Annotated in this window: 24 protein-coding genes; 17 read left to right on the forward strand and 7 right to left on the reverse strand. The window is 60.0% G+C overall.

The annotated features are described in order from the left end of the window. Positions 1–40: 40 nt before the first annotated feature. From ftsY to BMZ63_RS13775, 8 genes are all read left to right on the forward strand, one after another. Positions 41–1,276 carry a signal recognition particle-docking protein FtsY gene (ftsY, locus tag BMZ63_RS13740; protein WP_091706367.1) on the forward strand — a complete coding sequence of 412 codons (1,236 nt, stop codon included), beginning with the start codon at positions 41–43 and terminating at the stop codon, positions 1,274–1,276. Positions 1,277–1,298: 22 nt separating this feature from the next. Continuing rightward, positions 1,299–1,970 carry a cell division ATP-binding protein FtsE gene (ftsE, locus tag BMZ63_RS13745; RefSeq protein ID WP_091706368.1) on the forward strand — a complete coding sequence of 224 codons (672 nt, stop codon included), beginning with the start codon at positions 1,299–1,301 and terminating at the stop codon, positions 1,968–1,970. After that, entirely contained in the window at positions 1,960–2,964 is a 1,005-nt protein-coding gene (ftsX, locus tag BMZ63_RS13750) for a permease-like cell division protein FtsX (protein WP_091706369.1), read from the forward strand. Before ftsE ends, ftsX begins: the two co-directional genes overlap by 11 nt. 195 nt (positions 2,965–3,159) lie before the next feature. Continuing rightward, the gene (gene rpoH, locus BMZ63_RS13755; protein ID WP_091706370.1) at positions 3,160–4,020 is read left to right on the forward strand and encodes an RNA polymerase sigma factor RpoH; all 861 of its coding nucleotides are present in this window, start codon (positions 3,160–3,162) and stop codon (positions 4,018–4,020) included. A 246-nt stretch (positions 4,021–4,266) separates the two neighbouring features. Beyond that, positions 4,267–5,184: an NAD(P)-dependent oxidoreductase gene (locus BMZ63_RS13760; RefSeq protein ID WP_091706372.1), complete on the forward strand. Its 918-nt coding sequence runs from the start codon at positions 4,267–4,269 to the stop codon at positions 5,182–5,184. Between the two features lie 3 nt (positions 5,185–5,187). Beyond that, a complete protein-coding gene (hyi, locus tag BMZ63_RS13765; protein WP_091706373.1) occupies positions 5,188–5,976 on the forward strand; it encodes a hydroxypyruvate isomerase in 789 nt (262 codons plus the stop codon). A 125-nt stretch (positions 5,977–6,101) separates the two neighbouring features. After that, positions 6,102–6,782 carry a winged helix-turn-helix domain-containing protein gene (locus tag BMZ63_RS13770; RefSeq protein ID WP_091706375.1) on the forward strand — a complete coding sequence of 227 codons (681 nt, stop codon included), beginning with the start codon at positions 6,102–6,104 and terminating at the stop codon, positions 6,780–6,782. After that, positions 6,769–8,217, forward strand: coding sequence for a HAMP domain-containing sensor histidine kinase (locus BMZ63_RS13775; protein ID WP_091706376.1), 1,449 nt, complete (start codon positions 6,769–6,771; stop codon positions 8,215–8,217). Before BMZ63_RS13770 ends, BMZ63_RS13775 begins: the two co-directional genes overlap by 14 nt. A gap of 20 nt (positions 8,218–8,237) precedes the next feature. Here BMZ63_RS13775 and BMZ63_RS13780 read toward each other — a convergent pair whose 3' ends face one another. Continuing rightward, positions 8,238–8,474, reverse strand: coding sequence for a hypothetical protein (locus BMZ63_RS13780; protein ID WP_091706378.1), 237 nt, complete (start codon positions 8,472–8,474; stop codon positions 8,238–8,240). Between the two features lie 164 nt (positions 8,475–8,638). On the opposite strand from BMZ63_RS13780, the gene greB reads away from it, so the two are divergent. After that, positions 8,639–9,115, forward strand: a complete 477-nt coding sequence (gene greB, locus BMZ63_RS13785) for a transcription elongation factor GreB (protein WP_091706380.1) — start codon at positions 8,639–8,641, stop codon at positions 9,113–9,115. Positions 9,116–9,215: 100 nt separating this feature from the next. Here the strand turns inward: greB and BMZ63_RS13790 are convergent, their stop codons facing one another. After that, positions 9,216–9,527: a site-specific integrase gene (locus BMZ63_RS13790; RefSeq protein ID WP_091706381.1), complete on the reverse strand. Its 312-nt coding sequence runs from the start codon at positions 9,525–9,527 to the stop codon at positions 9,216–9,218. Positions 9,528–9,729: 202 nt separating this feature from the next. Between BMZ63_RS13790 and BMZ63_RS13795 the strand changes: the two genes are divergently transcribed. Together BMZ63_RS13795 and BMZ63_RS13800 are read left to right on the forward strand one after the other, a co-directional pair. Then, the gene (locus BMZ63_RS13795; protein ID WP_091706383.1) at positions 9,730–9,987 is read left to right on the forward strand and encodes an HP1242/YdcH family protein; all 258 of its coding nucleotides are present in this window, start codon (positions 9,730–9,732) and stop codon (positions 9,985–9,987) included. Between the two features lie 81 nt (positions 9,988–10,068). Continuing rightward, positions 10,069–10,950, forward strand: coding sequence for a DNA ligase (locus tag BMZ63_RS13800; RefSeq protein WP_091706385.1), 882 nt, complete (start codon positions 10,069–10,071; stop codon positions 10,948–10,950). A 19-nt stretch (positions 10,951–10,969) separates the two neighbouring features. On the opposite strand, the gene cysK is transcribed toward BMZ63_RS13800, so the two are convergent. Continuing rightward, entirely contained in the window at positions 10,970–11,941 is a 972-nt protein-coding gene (gene cysK, locus BMZ63_RS13805; protein ID WP_091706387.1) for a cysteine synthase A, read from the reverse strand. 11 nt (positions 11,942–11,952) lie between these two features. Then, the gene (locus BMZ63_RS13810; protein ID WP_227663608.1) at positions 11,953–14,907 is read right to left on the reverse strand and encodes a transporter substrate-binding domain-containing diguanylate cyclase; all 2,955 of its coding nucleotides are present in this window, start codon (positions 14,905–14,907) and stop codon (positions 11,953–11,955) included. Between the two features lie 102 nt (positions 14,908–15,009). Here BMZ63_RS13810 and BMZ63_RS13815 point away from each other — a divergent pair, with 102 nt between their 5' ends. Next, positions 15,010–15,828 carry an ATP-binding protein gene (locus tag BMZ63_RS13815; protein ID WP_091706388.1) on the forward strand — a complete coding sequence of 273 codons (819 nt, stop codon included), beginning with the start codon at positions 15,010–15,012 and terminating at the stop codon, positions 15,826–15,828. Positions 15,829–15,852: 24 nt separating this feature from the next. On the opposite strand, the gene BMZ63_RS13820 is transcribed toward BMZ63_RS13815, so the two are convergent. Then, entirely contained in the window at positions 15,853–17,160 is a 1,308-nt protein-coding gene (locus tag BMZ63_RS13820; RefSeq protein WP_091706390.1) for a DUF3422 family protein, read from the reverse strand. 117 nt (positions 17,161–17,277) lie between these two features. Between BMZ63_RS13820 and BMZ63_RS13825 the strand changes: the two genes are divergently transcribed. Genes BMZ63_RS13825 through BMZ63_RS13835 form a run of 3 tightly spaced genes read left to right on the forward strand, consistent with a single transcriptional unit; the run spans position 17,278 to position 19,887 of the window. Continuing rightward, on the forward strand, positions 17,278–17,979 hold the full coding sequence (locus BMZ63_RS13825; RefSeq protein WP_091706392.1) for a lysophospholipid acyltransferase family protein: 702 nt from the start codon (positions 17,278–17,280) through the stop codon (positions 17,977–17,979). 41 nt (positions 17,980–18,020) lie between these two features. Then, entirely contained in the window at positions 18,021–18,422 is a 402-nt protein-coding gene (locus BMZ63_RS13830; RefSeq protein WP_091706394.1) for an MAPEG family protein, read from the forward strand. A 1-nt stretch (position 18,423) separates the two neighbouring features. Beyond that, positions 18,424–19,887 (forward strand): rhomboid family intramembrane serine protease, encoded by a 1,464-nt coding sequence (locus BMZ63_RS13835; protein ID WP_091706396.1) that lies wholly within the window; start codon positions 18,424–18,426, stop codon positions 19,885–19,887. Here BMZ63_RS13835 and BMZ63_RS13840 read toward each other — a convergent pair. Then, positions 19,872–21,329 (reverse strand): tetratricopeptide repeat protein, encoded by a 1,458-nt coding sequence (locus BMZ63_RS13840; RefSeq protein WP_091706397.1) that lies wholly within the window; start codon positions 21,327–21,329, stop codon positions 19,872–19,874. The genes BMZ63_RS13835 and BMZ63_RS13840 overlap by 16 nt on opposite strands. Before the next feature lie 253 nt (positions 21,330–21,582). Here BMZ63_RS13840 and BMZ63_RS13845 point away from each other — a divergent pair, with 253 nt between their 5' ends. Continuing rightward, positions 21,583–22,152, forward strand: coding sequence for an SCO family protein (locus BMZ63_RS13845; RefSeq protein WP_091706399.1), 570 nt, complete (start codon positions 21,583–21,585; stop codon positions 22,150–22,152). A gap of 9 nt (positions 22,153–22,161) precedes the next feature. Next, entirely contained in the window at positions 22,162–23,691 is a 1,530-nt protein-coding gene (locus BMZ63_RS13850; RefSeq protein ID WP_227663610.1) for a methyl-accepting chemotaxis protein, read from the forward strand. Here BMZ63_RS13850 and BMZ63_RS13855 read toward each other — a convergent pair. Continuing rightward, the gene (locus tag BMZ63_RS13855) at positions 23,688–25,505 is read right to left on the reverse strand and encodes a sensor domain-containing phosphodiesterase (RefSeq protein ID WP_091706401.1); all 1,818 of its coding nucleotides are present in this window, start codon (positions 25,503–25,505) and stop codon (positions 23,688–23,690) included. The two genes, BMZ63_RS13850 and BMZ63_RS13855, sit on opposite strands and share 4 nt — an antisense overlap. Between the last annotated feature and the right edge of the window lie 279 nt (positions 25,506–25,784).

Consider the following 25,784-nt stretch of genomic DNA (forward strand, 5'->3'; position numbering starts at 1 on the left):
GGCTTATTTGCCCGCCCATTCTAAGACAAACGGTAAGACTATGACGGCAGAGTGGATCTTCATTGGCCTTTTGGCCCTTCTTGTTCTGACCTTTGTGGCCGATATTGTCGGCAATGCCAAACGGGTCCCACGCCCGAAACCGGTGCCCCAGCAAAAACCGGAGGTGGCCAGGGGGCCGGCGCCGGCTGAACGGGAAGCGGCGGCCGAACCGGAACAACCGGTGGCAGAGCCCGAGCCGGAAATGACTGAAACTGTTCCAGAGCCAGAGCCAGAGCCAGAGCCAGAGCCAGAGCCAGAGCCAGAGCCAGAGCCAGAGCCAGAGCCAGAGCCAGAGCCAGAGCCAGAGCCAGAAACGCAGCTCAGTGTGTTCGAGCGGATTAAAAAAGGCCTGGGGAAAACCCGTGCCAGCCTGACCGGTGGCATGGCCGACCTGTTCTCGGTCGGCAAGAAAATCGATGAAGACCTGCTGGAGGAAATCGAAACCACCCTGCTGATGGCAGACGTGGGTGTTACCGCCACCTCCGAAATCATCGATTCGCTCACCGACAAGCTGGAGCGCAACCAGCTCAAAGACGGCGACGCCTTGAAAAAAGCCCTGCGCGAAGAGCTTCAGGGGCTGCTCTCGGGTGTGACCACCCCGCTGGAAATCGACACTAAAAAGCAGCCCTACGTGATCCTCATGGTGGGCGTGAACGGCGTCGGCAAAACCACCACCATCGGCAAGCTCACCAAAAAATTCCAGAGTGAAGGCAAGTCAGTGATGCTGGCGGCCGGTGACACCTTCCGTGCTGCGGCGGTTGAGCAGTTGCAGGTGTGGGGCGAGCGCAACAATGTGCCCGTGGTGGCCCAGCACACCGGTGCCGACAGCGCGTCAGTGATTTTCGATGCCATTCAGTCTGCCCAGTCACGGGGCACCGACATCGTGATTGCCGACACAGCCGGCCGGCTGCAAAACAAGGACAATCTGATGAACGAGCTGGAGAAGGTTGTCCGGGTCATGAAAAAGCTGGACGACTCAGCTCCCCACGAAGTGATGCTGGTGCTGGATGCCGGCACCGGCCAGAACGCTCTGAGCCAGGCACAGGTGTTCCAGCAGGCGGTAGGCGTTTCCGGCATTACCCTGACCAAGCTCGATGGTACCGCCAAGGGCGGCATCGTCTTCGCCATCGCCCGCCAGTTGCAGCTGCCGATCCGTTATATCGGGGTGGGGGAGCAGGTGGACGATCTGCGCAGCTTTGACGCCGAAACCTTTGTCGATGCCCTGTTTGATGAATAAACCGGTTTAACGGAAGCCGTCCATGATCGAGTTTCGCCAGGTCACCAAGCGCTACGACAGCGATCACACCGCGCTGCGCCAGGTCAGCTTCCAGCTGGAACGGGGTGAGCTGGCTTTTCTCACCGGCCATTCGGGTGCTGGCAAAAGTACCCTGTTGAAGCTGCTGATGGTGATGGAGCGCCCCACGGCCGGTGATGTGGTGGTGGGTGGCCAGCATCTGAACCGGTTGCCAAAACGGCAAATCCCGTACATTCGGCGCCATATCGGCGTGGTCTTCCAGAATCACCAGTTGCTGTTTGATCGCACGGTGTTCGATAACGTGGCCATGCCCCTGGAGGTGATGGGCGTTTCTCCCACCGATATCGGCCGGCGCGTGCGTGCCGCCCTGGACAAGGTTGGCTTGCTGAAAAAAGAGAAAATGAACCCGATGCAGTTGTCCGGCGGGGAGCAGCAGCGGGTGGGCATTGCCCGGGCGGTGGTCAATAAACCGCCGGTGCTGCTTGCGGACGAGCCCACCGGTAACCTTGACCCGGATTTGTCAGCCGACATCATGCATCTGTTCACCCAGTTCAGCCAGGTGGGTGTGACGGTCTTGATCGCCAGTCACGATGTTGCCCTCATCAACGCCATGGATCGTCGCCAGCTTACCCTGGAACAGGGACGGCTGATTGCCGGAGGTCACAGTGGCCACTGATTCTCGCCAGAGCCCGGAAAATCGTCGCGGTGCCCGGCAGGGGCGCTCGCCCTCGGCTTCGCCGGTGAGGCGCTATCTGGATTACCAGCGCCGGGTGGCAGTGGATGCCGCCCGTCGTTTGTGGCGCACTCCGGTGGCTACCGCCATGACCTGGACGGTCATGGGTATCGCCCTGGCACTGCCGGTGGCCTTGCTGTTGCTGCTGGGTAGTGTGCAGGGTGTCAGTGCCGGCTGGGAGGACAGCGCACGGATTACTGCCTATCTGGAAATGCACGTGCCGGTTGAGCAGGCACAGTCACTGGCTGACGATATTGAGGCTGATGGTCGGGTCACGTCAGTGGTGGTGATCAACCGGGAGCAGGCACTGGCGGATTTCCGGGAGTCTTCCGGCCTTCAGGATGTCCTGGGTTTTCTGGAGGACAATCCATTGCCCCACACCTTCCTGATCACCCCGGAGGAGGGTGCCCGCTCGGCCGAGGGGGTGGCGTCGCTGGTGACGTTTGTGGAAGGCATGGAGGATATTGAGCGGGTGCAGGTGGACCTGGGCTGGCTCCAGCGGCTGAACGCGATCACCGATATTCTGACCCGCAGCGCGTGGGCGTTGGCGGTACTGCTGGCGGCTGCGGTGGTGCTTGTGATCGGCAATACGGTGCGGCTGGCCATTGAAAACCGCCGGGACGAGATTCTGGTGGCCAAGCTGGTGGGTGGGACCGATGCGTTCGTGCGCCGGCCGTTTTTGTACACCGGCACCTGGTTTGGTCTGGGTGGCGGGCTGGTGGCCTGGTTGCTGATCCAGCTGACATTCTGGTGGATCAGCGGGCCGATCGAACGTCTTGCCGGGCTTTATAACAGCGAGTTCTCTCTTAACGGTCCAGGTGTTGAGGGCGCATTGGTGTTGATTGTTGTGGCGATGGTGCTAGGCTGGTTGGGTGCCTGGCTGGCGGTAAAGCGTCATATGGATGACATAGAGTCGGGCGATATTGCCGGTGGGTGATCCTGGTTTTCGGAAATACCGTATTGAAAACACAGCTGCCCCCGAAGTAGTTTGCAAGACAGGGCAGTAACAGCGAAATCTTTTCAGGTTGTTGGTTTAGAACGTTTTACTGAAGGTTTCGGGAACTCTTTAAGCTCTTGGTGGTCTTAGTTTTTAGCGCTATATTTAATGGCTGTCAGGTTCGGAGGTTAATGAATGGGTACGAGTTTACAGTTGGCAGACAGGCTGGTCCCGGGTGCGAATCTTGAGGCGTACATCCAGGCAGCAAGCCGTATTCCGGTGCTCTCGGCAGAAGAAGAGCGTGAACTGGGCGAGCGGCTTTATTATCAGGGCGACGTAGAAGCCGCCCGTCAGCTGGTGCTCTCTCATCTGCGTTTTGTGGTTCATATTGCCCGCAGCTATGCCGGTTACGGCCTGGCTCAGGCGGATTTGATCCAGGAGGGAAACGTCGGCCTGATGAAGGCGGTGAAGCGTTTCAATCCGGAATATGGCGTGCGGCTGGTGTCGTTCGCGGTGCACTGGATCAAGGCCGAAATTCACGAGTTCATTCTGCGTAACTGGCGCATTGTGAAGGTGGCCACCACGAAGGCCCAGCGCAAGCTGTTCTTCAATCTGCGCAGCCAGAAGAAGCAGCTGAAGTGGCTGAATCACGACGAGCTTCAGGCGGTGGCCGATGATCTTGGCGTCGAGCCGAAGGTGGTGCGGGAGATGGAAGGCCGGCTGGCCTCTCAGGACACGGCGTTCGATGGCCCGCAGGATGATGACGACGACACGGCCTATCAGGCCCCGGCGCATTATCTGGAAGACCGCCGCAGCGATCCGGCGGTGCAGCTGGAGAACGCGGACTGGTCCGAGGACTCAAACGGCCGGTTGATGCAGGCTCTGGCGAAGCTGGATGAGCGTAGCCAGGATATTCTCCGGGCGCGCTGGTTGTCCGAGGGCAAGGCGACGCTGCATGAGCTGGCGGACAAGTATGGTGTGTCGGCTGAGCGGATTCGCCAGCTTGAGAAGAACGCCATGAAGAAGATCAAGTTGCAGATGGCCGAGGTTGCCTGATTTCGGGTTGAGCCTTTGGTACTGAAAAACGCCACCGCCGGGTTCCGGTTGGTGGCGTTTTTGTTTGTATAATCCCTGTAGTTACTTTTTTCATACCTCCGGGAGGAAGGGATTGGGATGGGCTTTCCAAAAACCGCTCCTGCGGCACATCCCTGTGGCGCTTATGCTCCGCCATCCATGGCTCCGCAAATTTTTGGAAAGCCCATCCCAATCCCTTCTTCGTACTTTTGAGTGGGATTCCAAAAAATGAGCAATCAACTTCCCCATATCGCATTCCTCGGCATCGGCCTGATGGGTGCGCCGATGACCCGTAACCTTCTGGACGCAGGCTTCCCCATGACCCTGTGGAACCGCACCGCCAGCAAGTGTGACTCTTTTGCGGATGAAGCCACCATCGCGGCATCACCCGCCGAGGCGGTGGCGGACGCAGATGTGGTGATCACCATGCTGGAGAACGGTGACGTGGTGGAGGATGTGTTGGTGGCCCAGGGGGTGATCGATGCGCTGAAGCCCGGGGCGTTGGTGGTGGATATGAGTTCGGTGCAGCCGTCGGTGGCGCGGCGGCATGCGGCATTGGCTGCCGAGCGTGGGGCCGGGTATGTGGATGCGCCGGTGTCGGGGGGCACCGTGGGTGCGGCCGAGGCTCGGTTGAGTATCATGGCTGGCGGTGCCGAGGCGGATGTGGCGCGGGCGTTGCCGGTGTTCGGGGCGTTGGGCAAGTGCACGCGCATTGGGCCGGTGGGGGCCGGGCAGTTGGCGAAGCTGGCGAATCAGGCGATTGTGGGGATTACCATTGGCGCGGTGTCGGAGGCGCTGCTGCTCGCGGCCGAGGGCGGCGCGGACCCGGCGGCGGTGCGTGAGGCGTTGATGGGTGGCTTTGCCGGTAGCCGGATTCTGGAGTTGCATGGCCAGCGGATGATTGACCGGGATTTTGCCCCGGGGGCACCGGCACGGATTCAGTTGAAGGATTTGCGGATGATTCTGGACGAGGCCCGGGCCGAGGGGCTGACGTTGCCTCTGGCCCAGCAGACCCACAATGCCTATCAGTCGCTGGTGGCGAACGGGCATAGTGAGGTGGACCACAGTGGGTTGTTGCTGGAACTGGAACACTTGAACGGAACGCTGCTGGGCTCGTCGCTGCCGGCCAAGGGAAAGAAGGAATAAGCCATGCCGCGTTTTGCCGCCAATCTGTCGATGCTGTTCACGGAAGTGCCGTTCCTGGAGCGCTTTGCCAAAGCCCGGGAGGCCGGTTTTACCGGGGTGGAATACCTGTTTCCCTATGACTGGCCGGCGGAACAACTGGCTGAGCAGCTGCGGGCCAATGGCCTGACCCAGGTGCTGTTTAACCTGCCGCCGGGCGACTGGGCAGGTGGTGAGCGGGGCATTGCGTGCCTGCCGGGGCGGGAGGCGGAATTCCGGGCCGGGGTGGAGCAGGCGCTAGACTACGCCCGTGCTCTGGGATGTCGGCAACTGAACTGTCTGGCCGGACTGCAGCCGGAGGGGCTGGACGGCCTGATCGCCCGGGAGACGCTGGTGGCGAACGTGCGTTATGCCGCCGGCCGACTGGCTGAGGAAGGCATTATGCTGTGCCTGGAGGCCATCAACTCCCGGGTGGATATGCCCGGGTTTCTGCTGGATACCTCGGAAAAGGTGATTGCGGTGATCGAGGAGGTGGGCGCCGACAATGTGCGCCTGCAGTACGATCTGTACCATATGCAGATCATGGAGGGCGATCTGTTGCGTACCGCCGAGCGGCTGCTGCCGTGGATCGGCCACATCCAGTTCGCCGACAACCCCGGCCGCCATCAGCCGGGTACTGGTGAAATCAATTTCTCCAGGGTTTTCGCAGAGCTCGACCGGCTGGGTTACCATGGCTGGATGAGTGCGGAGTACAGGCCATCGACCATCACGGAGGGGTCCCTGGGTTGGTTTGAGGCGGCCCGGCAAGCGTCGTAAACGACGACAGCCTCTTACAGGATCGTAACTGGCCGGTTTTTCAGGATCTCCGTACTCTTGTGGTCAGTAAAGGACGTTGTAACAAACGTTCCTGGCAGTAAACGACATTATCAGGAGGGTCACCGGTGAAAGCACTGGTAATCGAAGATGATCAGGATGTGGCAAGCTACCTGTTGAAAGGGCTTCGCGAATCCGACTTTGTGGTGGACCACGCCGCCGATGGCAAGGAAGGCATGATGATGGCCGCCAGCGAGGACTACGACATCATGATCGTGGACCGCATGCTGCCGGGTATGGACGGCCTGTCGATTATCAAGACCGTGCGCGCCACCGGTAACCAGACGCCGGTCATTATCCTGAGTGCCCTGGGCGATGTGGATGCCCGCGTGGAAGGCCTGCGCGGTGGCGGTGATGATTACCTGACCAAGCCGTTCTCCTTCCATGAGCTGCTGGCCCGGATCGAGTCGCTGATTCGTCGCAACAAGCAGACCCCGGAGACGGAAACGGTCCTGAAAGTGGCGGACCTGGAAATGGATCTTCTGGCCCGCACCGTCAAGCGCGCGGGCAAGAACATCGATGTGCAGCCCCGGGAATTCCGCCTGCTGGAATACCTGATGCGCAACGCCGGACAGGTGGTCACCCGCACCATGCTGCTGGAGAAAGTGTGGGATTATCACTTTGATCCCCAGACCAACGTGATCGACGTACACATCAGTCGTCTGCGGGCGAAGATCGACAAAGAATTCGACACCCCGCTGCTGCAGACGATCCGGGGCGCGGGATACATGCTGCGTGAAACTGCTTAGCCAGCTCAGGACGTCCTCATTCCAGCTTGCCCTGCTGTACATGGTGGTGTTCGCCACCTCGGTGTTTATTCTGCTGGCATTCATTTACTGGCGCACCGCCGGTTTCATGACCGCCCAGACCGACGAGACCATTGAAGCGGAAATCGCCGGTCTGGCGGAGCAGTACCGCAGTGGCGGGGTGAACGGACTGATCACCATCATCCGCGAACGGGTCGCCCGTGATCCAAACGCCAAGTCCCTCTATCTGCTCACCACCGACGATTCCCTGAAGCTGGCCGGCAACCTGGAAAACTGGCCGGAAGGCAGCCAGTCGTCGGAAACCGGCTGGATCAACTTTACGCTTGGTGAAGCCGTTGGCTGGAGTGGTCCGGAGCGGCTGGCCCGTGCCCGTATTTTCGAGGTACAGGGTGGGTTGCGTCTGCTGGTCGGACGAGACGTGGACGATCTCACCAACCTGAAACGCCTGATTGAAGGCGCCATCAACTGGGGCATGGGTATTACCCTGGCACTGGCGCTGCTGGGCGGTTTTCTGATGAGCCGGAGCACCACCCGTCGGATCGAGGTGATCAACAACACGTCCCGGCGGATCATGAACGGCCATCTGTCCCTGCGTATTCCCACCAGGGGTACCGATGATGATTTTGATCAGCTGGCGGAAAACCTGAACCAGATGCTCGATCGCATCGTGTACCTGATGGAGGGCATCCGCCATGTCTCTGACAACATCGCCCACGACTTACGGACACCGCTGACCCGCCTGCGTAACCAGCTGGAAAATACCCTGATCACCGTTGATAACGACGAGGCCCGTGACCACGTTGGCCAGGCGGTGGCCGAGGCCGACCAACTGCTGGCCACCTTCAACGCACTGCTGCGTATTGCCCGGCTGGAAACCCGGGGCAATACGGCGGACATGAAAGTGGTGGCGCTCGATGAGCTGGTGGCAGATGCCTGTGAGCTGTACGAAGCGCTGTCCGAAGACAAGGAACAGAGTTTTCACCAGTCCCTGGAGTCCGGTGTGATGATCGAGGGTGACCGGGATTTGCTGTTCCAGATGGTCAGTAACCTGATCGACAACGCCATCAAGTACACCCCGGAGCATGGCGCCATTGAAGTGCTGGTGCGCCGCGAGGGCGACAGCGCGGTGCTTGAGGTACAGGATTCGGGTATCGGTATTCCCGATGACGAGAAAGACCAGGTCTTTCAGCGCTTCTACCGGGTGGGCAAGAGCCGGTCACTGCCGGGCAATGGCCTGGGCCTGAGTCTGGTTAATGCGGTGGCTGAAATTCATCAAGGTCAGGTGCAGTTGAATGACACGCATCCGGACGGGGAAAAGCCCGGGCTTACGGTTGTGGTGAGACTGCCGGCGTTCACCGGCGTCAGCAAGCGTATCAAGGCGACCCGGCAGGATGCGGCTGACGAGGACGAGAACTGATCGTCTGTTTGTAGGTCGGGTTATGTCCGGCCGCCAATCCCCGGAAACTTCTTTAAAACCGGCTCGGCGCAGCGCTGCCAGCGCCGGGCCCGGATCGACAGACGGTCTTTTTCTCCCTGCCAGCGCCAGTGCCAGAGCATGATGGTCGCAGCGATCTGGTGGCGGTTGAAGCGGCTGGTTAGGCCCAGGTCATCCAGCGTGAAGCCCAGGGCATCGATGCCCCGCAACGCCAGGCTTTGCAGCTGCTTTTTGTTCATCTGCTTGCATCTCCGTTCTGTCAAAAAGGTAATTGCCGGGCCACCGCAATGTAATACCGGGTATGGATAATAGAGTCTGTAGATTCAGGGGCAAGTCGTCAATTAGCTTGCCTCACCCTCCAGCACAGCGCTAGCCTTGACCCCGTTACTCACGGGGTTTTTTTATGGATACAAACGTCATTACACCGGAAGGATATGCTCAGCTCCAGCAGGAGCTGGACGATCTCTGGCGAAAGGAACGACCGGAAGTCACGAAGAAGGTCCAGTGGGCAGCGAGCCTGGGCGACCGTTCTGAAAACGCAGATTATCAGTACAACAAGAAAAGGCTCCGGGAAATTGACCGGCGGGTGAGATACCTGCGCAACCGGCTGTCGAAACTTCGGGTGGTGGAGTACAGCCCGGCCCAGGAGGGAAAGGCTTTCTTTGGTGCCTGGGTTACCCTGGTGGACGAGAATGATGACCGGCTGATATTCAGGATCGTTGGTTCCGATGAGATATACGGTAAAAAGGACTATGTTTCCGTCCACGCTCCGGTAGTGAAAGCCTGCCTTGGAAAACAGGTGGGGGAGGAAGTTGTGGTGAGGACGCCAGATTCCTCAAAAGTGTGGGAAATTGACCGGATAGCCTACGAGGCCGGATGATGGCTCAGTAACCACTGCTAACCTCCGGCGGGAGGTCAGGAAACCGGTGTGACGGATGTTCACCGATTATGGCCGGAGGCGTGGAATGGTGCTGCTTTGCTCAGGCAGCGGCCGTATTGCCGATGGTGGGCTTGTGCAGCACATCTTCGAAGAAAAACGACAGTGCCTGGCTGGCCTGATTCAGGCGGGCCCGTGACAGGCTGATCTGGTTTTTCAGGTAATTGAGAAACTGTTGCTGGTCTTCGAGAGCCAGTTCATCCGGGTCTTTCAGGCCGTGAAACAGCACAAATCGGCTGATCCAGTGCAAGTAGGTTTGCTGGGTCCGCTGGTTGAGCTGGCGCTGGCTGATGGCGTTTTCGACATCACGAATCATGCCCGGGCGCGATTGCTCGAGGGCTTGGGTAATTTCCATGGGGTGGCTTCTTCCTGAAACATTGTTGTTGTAATAATGCGCGCATAGTATGACAAACGTTTTACCGCTGCAAACCGCCTGCAGCCAGACCTTTGGTGTATGCCTCAGGCGGATTGATCCTGGTCAAACGGGGGTGACACAGACCCATCTACAGTGAGAGGGTGTAGGTGTACAGCATTCAGGACCCAAGGAGAAAACAACCATGTCTCTGGAAAAACACGACCTGCTTCACGAATTGCCGAACTCAAAAGACACCATTCATGAGCTGAAAACCAAGGACAACCACTTCGCCAAGCTGTTTGATGAATACCATGAGGTGGACCACGAGGTGCATCGCATTGAAAGCGGCGCCGAGCACAGCTCCGATGAGTATCTGGAAGAGCGCAAGAAAGTGCGTCTGAATCTGAAAGACCAGCTTTATGCAATGGTGCGGGACTACGAGGCCGCCAAGGCCAGCTGATGTTCTGATGGTATGGCTCCGGCAACGGCACCGGGTTGTCGCTGCCGGTAAACACGGACGAAAAGACAAAGGCAACGGATCATGCCCCATTACCTGCCCTCCGGCCCCCGCTTGCGGGCGCTGGTTTTTACACTTCTTTTCTGTGCGATCGGCGGCCCTTTCCAGTCCCCGGCCCTGGCGCAGCCACCGGCCATTCCCCTGGCCAATCACTACCATCCGGATGTGGATCTGGCCGGTTACTGGCTCAGTGAAAAGCTGGATGGCGTGCGCGCCTACTGGGATGGCGAGCGGTTGATGTCCCGGGGTGGGCACCCCTACCAAGTGCCCGAGGGCTTTACCGATGGTTTCCCCGACCAGCCACTGGACGGGGAACTCTGGTCGGGCCGGCAGCGCTTCGCGCAATTATCCGGTGCCGTGCGCAAGGCTCATCCCGTTGCTGAAGAGTGGCGGGAAATCCGGTTCCATGTTTTTGATCTGCCGTTGGAAGATCTGCCTTTTTATCGTCGTTACCGGCAGTTACAGACGCTGGTGAAGGCGGCGGAAACAGACAACCTGGTGCTTGTGGAGCAACAGCCGGTGGCAAGCCACCGGGCCTTGATGGCTGAGCTGCAGGCGGTCGAGGCAAACGGTGGAGAGGGGCTGATGCTAAAGCGCAAAGACAGCCTGTACCGTGCCGGGCGTTCCGATGATCTGCTAAAGGTGAAAAGCCATCAGGATGCCGAGGCTGTGGTGATTGGCCATACCCGGGGCAAGGGGAAATATCGGGGCAGCCTGGGTGCACTGGTGGTGCGGCTTGATGACGGCCGCAAGATGCGGATAGGCACCGGCTTCAGTGACCGTGAGCGGGCCAGCCCGCCGCCTGTCGGCAGCGTGATCACTTTTCGGTACCGGGGGCTTACCGCCACCGGCTTGCCCAGGTTCGCCAGTTTTCTGCGGGTGAGAAACGACGAACCCGGGCATTGAACCCAGACAGGTGGGCGGGTTACTGAACCGTTTCCTGTTCGCCAAACTTGTCTGTAAACAGGGCGGAAGACAGGTAACGTTCAGCGGAATCCGGCAGCACCACGACAATATTCTTGCCCTGGTATTCCGGTTTCTGGCTGATGCGTACCGCTGCTTCCACCGCCGCACCGCAGGAAATGCCGCACAGAATGCCTTCTTCCTGCATCAGCCGGTGGGCCATGGCCATGGCATCTTCATTGGTAACGGCGACGACTTCGTCCAGCAGGTTCATGTCCAGATTGCCAGGCACAAAACCCGCGCCGATGCCCTGGATCTTGTGGGGCGCCGGTTTCGGGTCGTCGCCGTTCAATACCTGGCTGATGACCGGTGAATCGGTGGGTTCCACCGCCACCGTGGTTATTGCTTTACCACAGGTGTTTTTGATGTAGCGGGACACGCCGGTGAGGGTTCCGCCGGTACCGACGCCGGCTACGAACACATCAATCTCACCGTCGGTGTCGTTCCAGATTTCGGGACCGGTGGTGTCTTCATGAATGCGAGGGTTGGCCGGGTTTTCGAATTGCTGGGGCAGAAAGTAGTTGTCCGGATCGGCCGCCACCAGTTCCTCGGCTTTGGCAATGGCCCCGGCCATGCCTTTTGCCGGCTCGGTCAGCACCAGTTCCGCGCCCAGGGCTTTGAGAACCTTGCGTCGCTCCAGACTCATGGAGGAGGGCATGGTTAGCACCAGCTTGTAGTTTCGGGCGGCGGCGACAAAGGCCAGGGCGATACCGGTGTTTCCGCTGGTGGGTTCGACAATGGTCATGCCCGGTTTCAACACGCCACGCTTTTCGGCGTCCCAGATCATCGCCGCACCGATACGGCATTTGACCGAGTAGGCCGGGTTGCGCCCCTCGATTTTCGCCCAGATAGTGGCGCCGTTATTGACCTTGTTCAGCCGCACCAGCGGGGTGTTGCCAATCGACAGTGAGTTGTCATCGTAAATACGTGCCATGCCAGTCTCCTTCAAAGATGGGTGGGTGGCGGTTGCCGGTCGGTCACCGGCGCGCTTTCGAGCCGGTTGCGACCGTTGTGTTTGGCCCGGTACAACGCCTGGTCAGCCAGCCGCAGGTATTCGGCGGGTGCGCTGTCGGGGCCGGGTATACCATAGGCCAGGCCAATGCTGACCGTCAGGCTCAGTTCCGGCTTTTCCTGCCGGGCGTGGTAGGCCGCGACGGCTTCACGGAAGCCTTCCAGCCGGGCAATGATGTCAGCTATTTCACGGTAGCTGGTAAACAACACAAATTCTTCGCCGCCAAAGCGTGACAGGCGATCAGTGTCCCGGCGGAAGTGTTCACGCATGAGTGTAGCCAGTGTTTTCAGACACTGGTCACCCACATGGTGGCCGCGGGTGTCGTTGATCTGTTTGAACAGGTCGGCGTCCACCATGGCGACAGCGAAGCCCTGCTGGTGGCGTTGGCACCACTGGAAGCTTTTCTCGAATTCCCGGTCAAAGAAGGTGCGGTTACCCAGCCCTGTCAATGCGTCGGTCACGCTCAGGTAGGAAAGTGCAGCGTTGGCCGAGGCAAGTTCGCGGTTCAGTCGGCCGAGCTTTCGGTTCCAGTAGAACAACAGCAGGGTGATCACAATGCCGGCTGCCAGTATCTGCCAGAGCAGGGTGTAATCAACCTTTTGCTTGATCTCGAACTGGCGCCAGTTGCTTTCCAGTTTTCGCCGGTCTTCGGCCGTGAGGCTGGACACCAGTTTCTGCATGATGCCGTGCAGCACCGGTTCATCATTGCGTGTGGCCATGGACAATGTCCAGTCGGAGGGTACCCTGGTCAGTACTTTCAGGTCGGCCAGCCCCAGTGACTGCATGTAATAGCTGGCGGTGGCCAGGGTGGTGATATAGCCGGCCAGCTCGCCGTTCTGCAGCCGGCGCAGACCCTCCTCCTCGGAGCCGACGGTGACCAGGTTCAGCGACGGGTTTCGTTGTTTGAGCAGTTCCGCGTAGGCATAGCCTTCGACAATGCCCACCGGTTGGCTGTCCAGATCGGCCAGGCGCTGGATAAAGGGCGTGCCGATGCGGCCCAGAACCACGTTCGGCACTTCCAGGTAGGGGGTGGTGAAATCCATGTACTGGCGGCGTTCGGGGGTCTCCATGGCCAGCGGAAAGATATCGCAGCGGCGCTCTTTCGCAGCCTCCACCGAGGCTTGCCAGCTGTCGGTTTTCAGCAGCCGGAACCGGATGTCGCCACGTTCACTGAACAGGGCCAGGGCGTCGGCGGAGAGGCCGGTGTGCCGGCCCTCACGCACACCCTCCAGAGGCATCCAGTCCGGGTCGACACAGATGGTGATTTGCCGCTGGCGTTGCTCCAGCCATTGCCGCTGACCGGCGGTCCACTGAACGGTGCCGCTTTGCTCGCTGCCGGATGCCAGGCTGGCACCCAGCCAGCGGTTCTCAATCACCCGCTTTTCCGTCGGGGTCATGCTGGCCAGACTCTGGTTCAGTATGTCGGCCAGCGGTGAGAGTGACGGGCGCACACCAAAACGCAGATCTTCGCCGGCCATGCCCGGGATTTGCAGCTCGCCGGCAATGCGCGCACCGCTGATGCCCAGTTCCCGGATCCAGTAGTTGCCCGAGTGCAGGGCGGTCAGTACGGCATCCACCTTACCCTTGCTCAGTGCACGGAACATATCCTGTTGGGCGGTGTAGGCGATGACCTGGTCATCGTCCAGTTGGTCCCGCACGCTTGCCTCGTAATAAATGCCAGTGCCCAGGGCCACCCGTTGATCGGCCAGATCCTCCAGGCGTTCGTACGCCAGGGTTTCATCCAGGGTGAACACCACGTTGGGTATGTTGTGGTAGGGCTCGGTGAAACGGGCCAGGGACTCCCGCTCGGGGCGATAGGACATGTTGGCAAGCACATCGATGTCGCCGCGTTTGAGCATGGCGGTGAGTTCCTGCCACTGGGCCGGCACCGGAATCACCTGCAGGCCGGTGATATCGGCCAGACGGTCCATGATGTCGACACTCAGGCCGCGCAACTGGCCGCCGTCGGCGAAACTGAACGGGGCGTAGTCTTCCATGAAACCAACCCGGATGGGACCAAGGTTGGCCAGGTACTGCCGTTGGCGGGCGTCCAGCGGCAGATTGCCGTTTGTGTCGACGCTGTAGTTGCCGCCAAATTCCTGCCAGCGTTTGAGCAGGTTATCGATAGTGGTGTCCGGAATGGCATCCAGCGCCTGCTGAAGGTCCTGTGCCAGTGCGGCGTTGTCGATGCTGACGCCAATACGGAAATCCTCGCCGCTGAAGCGCTCCAGCGGTGCCGGGCCGTGCAGTTCCAGAAACCGGAAGCCATTCTTGTTGGACAGGTATTCCAGGGTCAGCCGGGGGCCGACGGCGGCGTCAATCCAGCCAAAAGCCAGGGCTCGCACCAGGCTGGGCAGGGAATCGTACTGGTTCACCGACAGCCCGGCATCCAGCAGCTCCTGACCGTAGAAAATATCTTCCACCATGCCTACCCTCAGACCTGCCAGGTCCTCCAGCTGGCGAATGCGGGGCAGGGGCCGTTCGCTGTCCTGCAGCAGGTAGATTTCCCGGGTGTGGTAAGGTTCGGTGAAACGAATGGTTTGCGCGCGATCCGGGCGCCAGGAAATACCGTCAATCGCGTCCAGGTCGCCGCGCAGGAAGGCCGCGTAGATATCCGGCCAGCTGCCGGCACGGATGTCGAAACGCAGATGGCTGCGCTGTTCGATCAGCCTCAGTACATCGATGGAAAAGCCCGTCGGTTTGCGCCCTTCGAAAAAGGTGTAGGGTTCGTTGTCAGCCACCACGCCGATGGTAACCGTCTGTGTGGGGTCGACTTGTGCCTGGGCAGGCAGAGCGGCCAGGAGATAAAATAGCAGGAACACCAGTGGGGCGCAGAACAGGCGGCTGGCAGACAGAGTGCTGCCGGTATCAGGCGGGCGGATAGACAAAATGGCGTTTCCGTGTTGTCGAGTTTTCCATTGTAGTTACAGATACTACCTACTGACAGTCAGATATGGCCAGAATTTGGACGCGTTTCGCTGAAGTGTCTGATGCTCCATGACGGTCCCCACAAAAAAGGAGCCTTGATAGTGACCGACCCCCGAATTGACTGGAACACATCGCCTGCGGCGCTCTGGCGCCGTCATCGCTCCGGTTTGCGGGCCATCCGCCGTCTGGACCCGGTGGATTGGCAGGACCTGACCGGTATCGACCGCCAGAAACAGGCCCTGGCCCGCAACACCGAGCGCTTCCTGGCGGGTCAGCCGTCCAACAATGCGCTGCTGTGGGGTTCCCGGGGCACGGGTAAGTCGTCACTGATCAAGGCCCTGTTGAACCGTTACCGGGAGCAGGGGTTGCGCATGATCGAGGTGGACAAGGACGATCTGGTCAACCTCCCGGAGATCGTGGACGACATCTGTGAGCTGCCGTTCCGGTTTGTTATCTACTGCGACGACCTGTCGTTTGATGTGGGCGAGTCCGGCTACAAGGCGCTGAAAAGCGTGCTGGAAGGCTCACTGGAGCTGCCACCGGAAAACGTGCGGGTGTACGCCACCTCCAACCGACGGCACCTGATGCCGGAGTTCATGGCCGACAACCTGGCCAGCGACGTACGGGGTGGCGAGCTGCATCCGGCCGAGGCCATTGAAGAACAGGTGTCGCTGGCGGACCGCTTCGGCCTGCAGCTGTCGTTCTATCCCTTCTCCAAAGACATTTACCTGCAGGCCATCGATGCCCTGTTTCCGAATGTGGCCGACCGCCAGCAACTGCACCTCGAGGCGGTTCGCTTTGCCACCGGCAAGGGCGTTCGCAATGGCCGAACGGCCCAGCAGTTTTATCGCCAGCATGCCGGTGATCCCCGCTTCACCTGAACACCTGCTATCGCTGCCCGGAGGCTACTGGTGCCTGGCCATGCGGATAAAGCGGTGGTGAATGCGCCGCACTCCGACAAACACCAGGGTCATCACCAGCGGAATGGTAATGCCCAGTACCAGCGGCTTGTTGAAGCCGATGCCGGATTCGTCCAGGGCATCCATGCCCAGCTTCAGCAGACTGATCAGGTAATAGGAAATGGCCACCACCGAGAAACCTTCGACCGTGTGCTGCATCATCAATTGAATTCGTGAGCGCCGGTCCATGGAACTGAGCAACTGCTGGTTCTGGCTCTGGATGGCCAGATCCGCCCGGGTACGGATCATCTCGGACGCGCGGTCGACACGCCGGGAAAGGTCTTCGAGCCGCTCGCCCACCGACTCGCAGGTTTTCACTGCGGGAGTGAGGCGCCGGGTCATGAACTCGCTGAACGTCAGGTGCCCGGATACCTCGTTTTCCCGCAGCTCGTCCAGCCGGGTCAGCACCAGCCGGTAGTAGGCCCGGGTGGCGGTAAACCGGAAGGTGGAGCGTGCCCGGAAGGCTTCGATCCGGGCCGCGATATTGGTCAGCTTGGCCAGCAGTTCCTGCTCGTTCAGGGATTCGTTGTCGGCCAGCGCCTGGGTCAGCTCGGACATGGTCTGGTCCATGTCGTTGAGCGCCGGGGTAAGCTCCCGCGCCAGGGGCAGGGCAAGCAGGGACATCAGCCGGTAGGTCTCGATCTCCATCAACCGCTGGACCAGCCGGCCCAGCTGGCTGTTGGACATCTTGTGATTGAGCACCATGAAACGCCCGAAATCATCGCTGTGCAGCTGGAATGAGCCGAGTATGCGGGCGGCCCCTTCCAGCGGGCTGCTGCCCACCAGGCGCATGCCTTCAAAGTGCCGGCGCATGAAGGCCAGCTCGCTGCGCACGTCTTCGGAAGACGGCCGGACCTCGATGTGAAAGGCGGCCACCACCGTGCCTTCCAGTTCCGACAGCCAGCCCTCCGGCAAAAGGCTCAGGCCGGTGTCGGCGAAGGGCGCGGTGTCGGACTTCGCCAGGTTGATGAAGGTGTAGGTGGTAAACTCCGTATGCACTTCCCGGCGGATCTGCAAATCACCCAGGCTGTGTTCGTAGCAGCTCACTTCCCGCTCGGGCCAGGGTTCACCCATCAGCCGGTGCAGTTTCTGCAGGTGCAGGAACTGCCGGGCCCTTTGTTCCGGGCTGGTCAGGACCGCGATGTGAGTGATGCGGGCCTCGGTGGGAATGACCTGGAACGGCCGGGAATGCAGCTCCCGGTACAGCTCCTGCCGCAGCGGGTGAACGTCCAGGGCGGCTAATTCGTTGCGCACAATGAAGTCCTTGCCATGTTGGAGTTTGCTGCATCATATCGTGTTCACACCGGTATTGCTGCCCGGGCGGTTTAGCGTACACTTGTACGCCAAATTTTAAGGTATGAGAAAAGCAGTATGGCAGTGTTGAGAAAAGTGCTGGCCTGGGCCAGTGTGCCGTTGATTTGCATGGTGGCACTGGTGCCGTACCTGGCACGGCCGTTCAATCCCGATAACAACCGCCTGCTCGGGTTGGTAGTGGCAAAAACCGGGCGCTTCTTGCTGGGCATGCGCCGCCCCCTGGAAGGTGCCGAAAACATGCCGACAGATCGTCCCACGGTGGTGATCGCCAATCACCAGCAGAACGACGACCTGTTCATCATGGCGGATCTGCTGCCACCACGCACGGTCACCGTGGGTAAGGTTTCGCTGGTCTGGACGCCGTTTTTCGGCCAGGTGTTCTGGCTGGGCGGCAATATCATTCTCGATCGCGGGCGCTCGCAAAAAGCGGTCGCGGCCATGCGTGCCACCACCGATGCCATTGTGCGCGAACGCAAGAGTATCTGGGTATTCCCAGAAGGCACCCGAAGCCGGGGTCGCGGTCTGGGCAAGTTCAAGAAAGGGGCCTTTCACACGGCGATTGCCGCCGGCGCACCGATTACCCTGGTGTGCGCGGCGCCCTATAAGGGAGAATCACAGGGCCTGAGTGGTCGTCGGAAACCGGTGCCGGTGCGTATATTGCCGCCGGTGGAAACCGCCGACCTCGGCCCGGAAGATGTCTCCGAGTTGATGGCCCGCTGCCACAAACTCATGACGGATGCCCTGGCCGATCTGGCTTGATCCTGGCCTTTTGAAATCACCCGACAAATCAGGATAGTTACATGGTTGCTCCGATTACCGCTGTTTTCGCGGCCGTTACCGGCCTGTTGCTGCTGGTGCTTTCTGCCCACGTGGTCAAATACCGGCTCAAATACCGCCAGGGCCTGGGGGTGAACAACGACCCGGATTTCGAAGCCTCCGTGCGTGCCCACGCCAACCTGATCGAGCACGCACCACTGGGCCTGTTGATGCTCGGGCTGGCAGAAATCAATGGCGTGTCGGCCACCCTGGTGTACTGGAGCGGCATGGCGCTGGTGGTGGGGCGCATTCTGCACGCCTGGGGCATGATCAATGGCAGGGGTGGCCCACATAAGGCCCGTATGATCGGCATACTGCTGACCTGGCTGTCGATCCTTGTGGTGGCTATCCTGTTGCTATGGAACGTCTGGCAGGTACACGGATAGCATGCTGATCATCCCCGCGGAGAATTCGGTTAACTGGCGCAAGCCGCCCTGGGTCACACTGGGGCTGATGATGGCTTGCCTGCTGATTTTCCTGTTCTACCAGGGCGATGACGACCGCAAGATGCGGGTAGCGCTGGAGCAGTATCTGGACACCGACCTGCTGGCACTGGAAGCCCCCGCCTACGAAGACTACCTGGAACGGCAGATCCGGTTTGAGGATAACACCGGCCGGGTGCGGGACCTTGAGCGGTTTGAATCCCTGCGCCGTGATAACGAGCGGCTCTGGCAGGCGGTCACCCTGCTGACCGATCGGGAGTTTTACCGCTACCTGCAAGACAATGCCGGCCTGATCTGGGCGCCGGCCGACCGGCGCTACTGGCAGGAATACCGCAGTACCATCGAGCAGCAGTGGCTCAGCCGAATCAGCGCCTATCAATTGGGGCTGGTGCCCGCCGAGCTGTCGCTTTCCACACTGGTGACCTATCAGTTTCTGCACGGTGGCTGGGGCCACATTATCGGCAACCTGGTGTTCCTGTTTCTGCTTGGCTTTACCGTGGAAAAAGCCCTGGGGCCGGGTCGCTTCCTGCTGGCCTACCTGCTATGTGGCGCCCTGTCCGGGCTGGTCTTTACCGGTTTCTCCATGGGAAGCACTACGCCGCTGGTGGGTGCTTCCGGTTCCATTTCCGGTCTGATGGGCATGTACGTGGCCATTTACGGGCTGCAGAAGATTCGTTTCTTCGTGTTTCTGGGTGTCTATTTCAATTACTTTCGTGCGCCGGCGCTGGCCATTCTGCCGGTCTGGCTGGGCAAGGAAATCTACGACTACTGGTTTGCCGGTGCCACCGGCATTGCCTACATGGCCCATGCCGGTGGCTTGCTGGCGGGTGCGGCGCTGGTGTGGCTGTTTGGCAAAACATGGCTGCAGGTGAAGCAGGAATTCTTCGAGCCTGAGCCTGAAGAACAGGACGCCCAATTCACGGCGGAGTATGCCCGGGCCATGAACAGTCTGGCCCAGCTGGAATTTGACCAGGCGCGGCGCCAGTTTGAAGCCCTCCGGGAGCAGTATCCGGAGCGCCCGGTACTGCTGGAGCACCTCTATCAGTTGGCCAAACTCCGGCCAGACCAGCCGGCCTACCACCAGCGGGCCCGGGAATACATGGAACAGCTGCTCGCCGGCCGGCAGCCGGAGAAAATGATCGCCATCTGGCAGGAGTATCTGGGCAAGGGTGAGAGCTACCGGCCGCTGGCGGCGGATGACCACAACCGGGTTCTGTTTGCCAGCCTCAGGCACCAGGACATGAAAACCGCCGAGAAAGCCTTCGAGCGACTGCGCAAGAGTGCCTCACCGGAGGTGGTGGAAGAAGCCTGTCGGCTGATGATCGCCGAATTTGAAAAGCAGCAAATGGCGACAAAGGCCCGCCACTACCGTCAGTTTCTGCACGGCGATAATCACTCCCCGGCCTGAAAATTTGCCCTCGGGCCCTTCAGTGGCTGTTGTTGTTCGACCTGTTGCAGCCAGGTGTCAATCTGCCCGTGAATCGGATGCCCGGCGCAGCGCTTTTTGATGAACAGCAAAAACGCTCTGGCCTTGTCCCACTGCTGCAGACCGTTGGCCAGTATCCGGGCCGCCAGCAGGTAGGCGGGGGCCAACTGGTCGCTGTCCGGGAAGCGCTTGTGGAAGTCCCTGAGCAATCGCAGAGCTGAACGGTAGTGGCCGGCGTGGTAGAGCGTTTCGGCCGCCCGGACAGACAGTGCCGGGTCGTCCAGCTGGAAATTCTCCTGCACCTTCACTAAGCGACCCAGTAATGTTTGCATTTCCGCGCCATCGTGCTGATCGCAGAGCCAGGCGAAAAGCCTCGGGTGGTATCGGCAGAGTGTGGCTGTGTCGTTACGGGCGGTCAGCAATTTGTAGAGCTGGCTCAACCGTTTCGGGTTGTTGTGGTCGTTTTTCAGGGCACTTTCCAGTAATGCCTGCGCCCGTTCGTAATGGCCGTCTTTCAGGTTCATGTCCAGGTCGGCATCGAAGCGGGTACTTCGGTCGCGCTGGCGGTTGTCGGAGTTGTTTTCGTCGTCATCCTGGATATCCGAGGCAAAACCCAGCTCTTCCTGGTACTGGAATAACAGGTATCCCAGCATGTGGAACAGTATGAGGGTGAAGGTACTATTCAGGAAACCGCTCAGCGGTTGTGCGGCCCAGCGAGGGAAATGAGTCATCGCAAAGTCCTGGGCGGCACCCGAGGCGACCGTTAACAGGATCAGGTAGCCGTACAGCAGAAAGTACGGGCTGCCGATGCGGGCCATCAACACCGCCAGGTTCACCGGATTGACCGCCGCCCCCACCGAGCGCTCCATGGCCAGTACCATGATGCTGGCCGGCAGGGCCAGCACCGCAAAAGCCAGCACCAGTAGCATCAGTATCGGGCCGCCGAGCATGGCGGCCGTCACCACCAGGGCGCCCATCAGAACAAATACCAGCAATTGCAGGATGACAATGTTGAAACCGCTGCCGGTGAAGGCGGTGGCCAGGGGCGGTGGTTTCAGATGCCCCTCGGCGGTGTGGTTGATCACCGCATAGGTATATTTGAACAGCGCCAGCGCCAGCACCAGCCAGACCAAGGCGCCCAGCAGATTGGCTGGCGCCAGCACCGGCACCAGGGTGCAGATGGCAATGACCACCAGCGGATCGGTGTGAAAGGGATAACGGAAAAACGCGCCGATCCGGTGCCAGAACGGCACCACCTCCGTGGCCGCGCCCAGGTAACGCATGGCCTGGCTGCAATGGGGACACAGTGCCTGGCGGCTGCGGGTGTCGGCATCGGGCATGCAGCGGGCACAGTAATAATACTGGCACTGGCCGCAGTGCCATTTGGCGGGTTCACCGGGGTGGTAATGGCAATCGTGTTTCACGGTGATTCGGCTTCGTTCCCTGACAAGTGTCAGCTGAATGATGGCAGAAGCCGGCGTGGTGAACCACCCGGTGCTTCAGTTTTGCGTGAGCCGGCAGGAATCAATGATGTTTAGAGCGTGACTGATCTGCCCACGCAAATTGACGTATATCAACGGTGTGGGCTCGGAAAGAACCTATCGTGAGCCAGCGTTTCTGGCCGTCAATATATCTATTAAGTCCGTTTGCTGCCTAACTCAGGTGGATTATTAGCGCATGAAACAATCTCACGCACGGGCCGGGCTTTTTGTCCTCCTGTTCGGCTTGCTGCTTTCCCTGCCCCTGCTGGGGCACATCACCAAAGACAGCGGTTACTACGGCTTCAAGACCGATTTGCCGGTGCCCGGGTTGCCTGGCTACCAGGCCGGAGACGAGCAGCTTCGGCTGGTGTTTTTTGGTTACCAGAACTGCGGCACCGTGTGCCCGCTGCAGCTGACCAATCTGCTGGACTTGCACCAGCGCCTGGAAAGTGACGCGGTGCGTTTTGTGTTTGTCACCCTCGACCCGGAGCGGGACAGCCAGCAGTCACTGGATGCCACCATGGCGGCCCTGGGCGAAAACTTCCGCGCCGTGCGGCCTGCCACGCAAGCACAAGCCCAGCGCCTGGCTATGGGCTTTTCCGAATACGCCGGCAAGACCGGTGCGGGCGAGAATTACGACTTTGACCACAGCGCCCGCATCTATGCGGTCACTCCCGACAACCGCCGTCACCTGCTGTACGCCTCGCCGGAGCTGGACCTTGACCGGGTGCAGGCGGATATACAGAAACTTCTTGGCCAATCCTGAGGGTAGCCCGTGACCACCACTGTTAACACCGATGATCTGACCCGCGAACAGGCGCTGATCACCGACAAACAAATGCTGATCATCCTGCTGGCCCACGTGCCGGTGGTAGGCCTGCTGGTGCCCTGGGGCTACGGCACCCATACCTTTGCCATCGTGGCCTCGTTGCTGGTGGGCGTTTTAATGGTGGCTGGTTATTTCACCCTGCGGGGGACCCGTGCCTGCTCGGCGCTGTTTGCCGCCGGGCTGATGCTGTTCTCTGCCATCATGATCCAGGCCCAGATGGGCCGGATTGAAATGCACTTCCATATTTTCTCTGCCCTGGCGTTGGTGATTATCTACCGGGACTGGCTGCCGGTGGTGGTGGCCGCTGGCGTGATCGCCGTGCACCATCTGCTGCTGACTGGCCTGCAGCTGGCGGAAGCGCAGGTGGGCGGCATGCCGGTGATGATCTACAACTATGGCTGTAGCTGGGGCATCGCCTTCTTGCACGCGGCGTTCGTGGTGTTCGAGGCCAGCATTCTGGTGTACTTCGCCAGGCAAATGGCCGAGGAGCGCCAGCGGGCGTTTGATATGGTCGCCGTGGTGTCCGCCTTTGAGTCTGACAAGGATCTGACCGGCCGGCTGCCGGCGGATGACCGGAGCGTGAATGCCAGGTCATTCAACCAGATGATGGAGCAATCCTGCGCACTGATCGAACAATTCCGGGAGCTGTCGGATGATTTGCGCCGAAATGCCGATCAACTGGCCGAGGCCAGCCAAACCACCCGCCGGCACGTAACCGACCAGCAACAGCAGGCCGACCAGGTGGCCACCGCCAGTAACCAGATGTCGGCCAGCATTCAGGAAGTGGCGCAGAACGCCCAGCAGGCTTCCGAGGCCGCGACGGATGCGGCCAGCGCCTCCAATGCCGGCAATCGGGCCATGGACAACGCCCGAACCATGACCGACGCGACCAACCAGGCACTGGAGGACAGCGCCCGGATGGTCAGCCAGCTGGCAGAAAAAGTGGAATCCATTGCCGCAGTGACCGGCTCGATCAGCGATATCTCCGACCAGACCAACCTGCTGGCCCTGAACGCCGCCATTGAAGCCGCGCGCGCCGGTGAGCATGGCCGGGGCTTTGCGGTGGTAGCGGATGAAGTGCGCTCTCTTTCCGGTCGTACCCAGGCGTTCACCGACGACATCCGCAGCACGGTGGAGGAATTGAAAAACCTGTCAGAAGCGACGACGGCCGCCATGGAAATGGGCCGCAGCCGCTCGGGCGAGTCCAACCGTGCGATTCAGAGCGCATCGGAGGCGATTGACAGGATTGAGCAGGCCATTGAAGCCGTCAGCAGCATGAACAGCCAGATTGCCGCGGCCTGCGAGCAACAGGCAGCGACGTCACTGCAGATCAACGAGAACATTCATGCCGTGGCGACCCGCAACACTGAAGTTTCGGATGAAGCCAGCCGGGTGAGCGGCCTGGCCGACGAGCTGGAAGGTAGCGTCAAACGGGTCGATGAGTTGGTGGGGCAGTATCGGTTGCCGAGGCCTTAAAGCCGCTGGCCCAACAAGGAAGCAACCAGGCCGGCTTCCAGCGGCCTGGACAACAAAAAGCCCTGCACGCTGTCGCAGCCCAGCTTGCGCAGCTCCGCCAACTGATCTTCGGTTTCAATACCCTCCGCGACCACAGACAACCGCAGGCTCTTGGCCAGGCTGATGATAGCGGTGGTCACCATCTCGCCGGTACTGCGGGTACCGATTTCATGCACGAAGCTGCGGTCCACTTTCAGAGCATCCAGTGGCAGGCGGTGCAGCTGGCTGAGCGAGGAATAGCCGGTGCCGAAGTCATCAATGTGCACCGACAGTCCCAGCGCCTTGGCCTCCCGAATGTGTTCGGCAGCCAGTTCCACATTGTCGATCAGGCTGCCTTCGGTAATCTCCAGGATCAATGCGCTGGCCGGCATGCCGGTGTGGTCGAGTAACGCCCGCAGCCATTGCAGGAAATTGGGGCGAAGCAGGTCATCGGCGCTCAGGTTCACCGCCACGGTCACGCCTTCGGCCACCCCCTGCTGCCTCCATTCGCTGTATTGATGACAAACCGCCGCCAGAACCCAGTCAGTCAGATCCCGGATGATGTCGGTGTTTTCGGCAATCGGAATGAACTCCGCCGGGGAGATTTCCCCCAGCTCGGCATCGTGCCAGCGTACAAGAGCTTCCAGCCCGGATACCTGGCCACTGGCCAGATCGAACTTGGGCTGATAGTTCATCCGCAATCGATTATTGGCGATGGCCTCGCGCAGGCGGTTTTCCACCATGACCGAGCGTTGCAGCTGAGCTTCTTCCTTTGAGTCATAAAAGCTGACGGCACGGGTGGAGCGGGCCATTTTACCGGGCCGGGCCAGTTCAGCCTTGATCAGTAGCTGATCCACTGCCTGCCCGTTGTCCGGGTACATGCTCACGCCTACCGTCGGATACAGGCGCCGGTTGTCCAGTGCCAGTGGTTCCGCGAATGCTTTTTGCAAGGCTCTGGCACCCACGTATCGCATATGTTTTCTGCTGGCGGTGCGGGTAGCCGGTTGGTTGTCCAGCACGTACAACGCGGCGTAACGGCCGTGCCCCAAAGTCGCGACATGGTCAGCGGTTTCAAACAGCAGGGCCACCCGGTGGGCCAGCTCCTTGTCCAGTAGCAATTGCTGATCGGAAGGCAATTCCAGCATCGATAAGTCGTATTCGTTAATGCCCATTACCACCATGGCGGCGGACGATACATGGGCAAGCGTGCGCTCGCAGCGCTCGGCAAACAGCCGTTCGCCGGGCAAACCGTCGTGCTGGTACAGAATCTGTTCAAACAGGGACTGCCGCCAGACCTGCAACCGATAGCCCTCGTTCAGTTCCCGCTCCACCATGGCGGCAATCTGCTGCAACACGGCCACCTGCTGGTTGCTGAACTGCCGGGGCACATAGTCAAGAATGCACAGGGTGCCAAGTGGATGGCCGTTCAGGCTACGCAGCACCGCACCAGCGTAAAACTTCAGTTTCGGGTCTTCGGTGACCAGAGGATTGTCCCGAAACCGCTCATCCTCGCTGAGGTTCGGGATAACCAGATGAGACGCCTCCCGCACCGTGTGTTCACAAATGGCGATGCTGCGCGGTGTTTCATTGACCGCCAGCCCCTGGTTGGATTTGAACCACTGACGCTCGCGATCCAGCAGGCTGACCAGCGCCACCGGGGTGCCAAAAATGGATTTGGCCAGCCGGGTTATGCGGTCGAACCGTTCCTCGGGCGGTGTGTCCAGAACATCCAGCGCATAGAGATCTTCCAGGCGACGGGTTTCCTGTTCGTTCAGCAATAGATCGCGGTGTGGCACGAGCTTATTCCTTAGAAAAATAGTGCCTTTGTTTACGACAGATACGGCCAGAAGGATTATCAGAGGGGGTTAAAAAAGAGCGTTCCCGGGGCAGGTTTGGTCAATCAGGCCTTGTTTTGCACTGTTTTGGTGCGCGTTATGTGTACAAAAACAATACAAAGTTGTTTTTTGACCTGGGTCAATCGCCAGTGCGCGCGCCTGTCGTTAATGTGTCCATCCATGCCGATGTCTGTCTTGAAACAATATTGTCATATCAACCAATAAAATATCCGGGATACC

It is taken from the genome of Marinobacter persicus, assembly GCF_900114155.1.
Classification (GTDB): Bacteria; Pseudomonadota; Gammaproteobacteria; order Pseudomonadales; family Oleiphilaceae; genus Marinobacter; species Marinobacter persicus.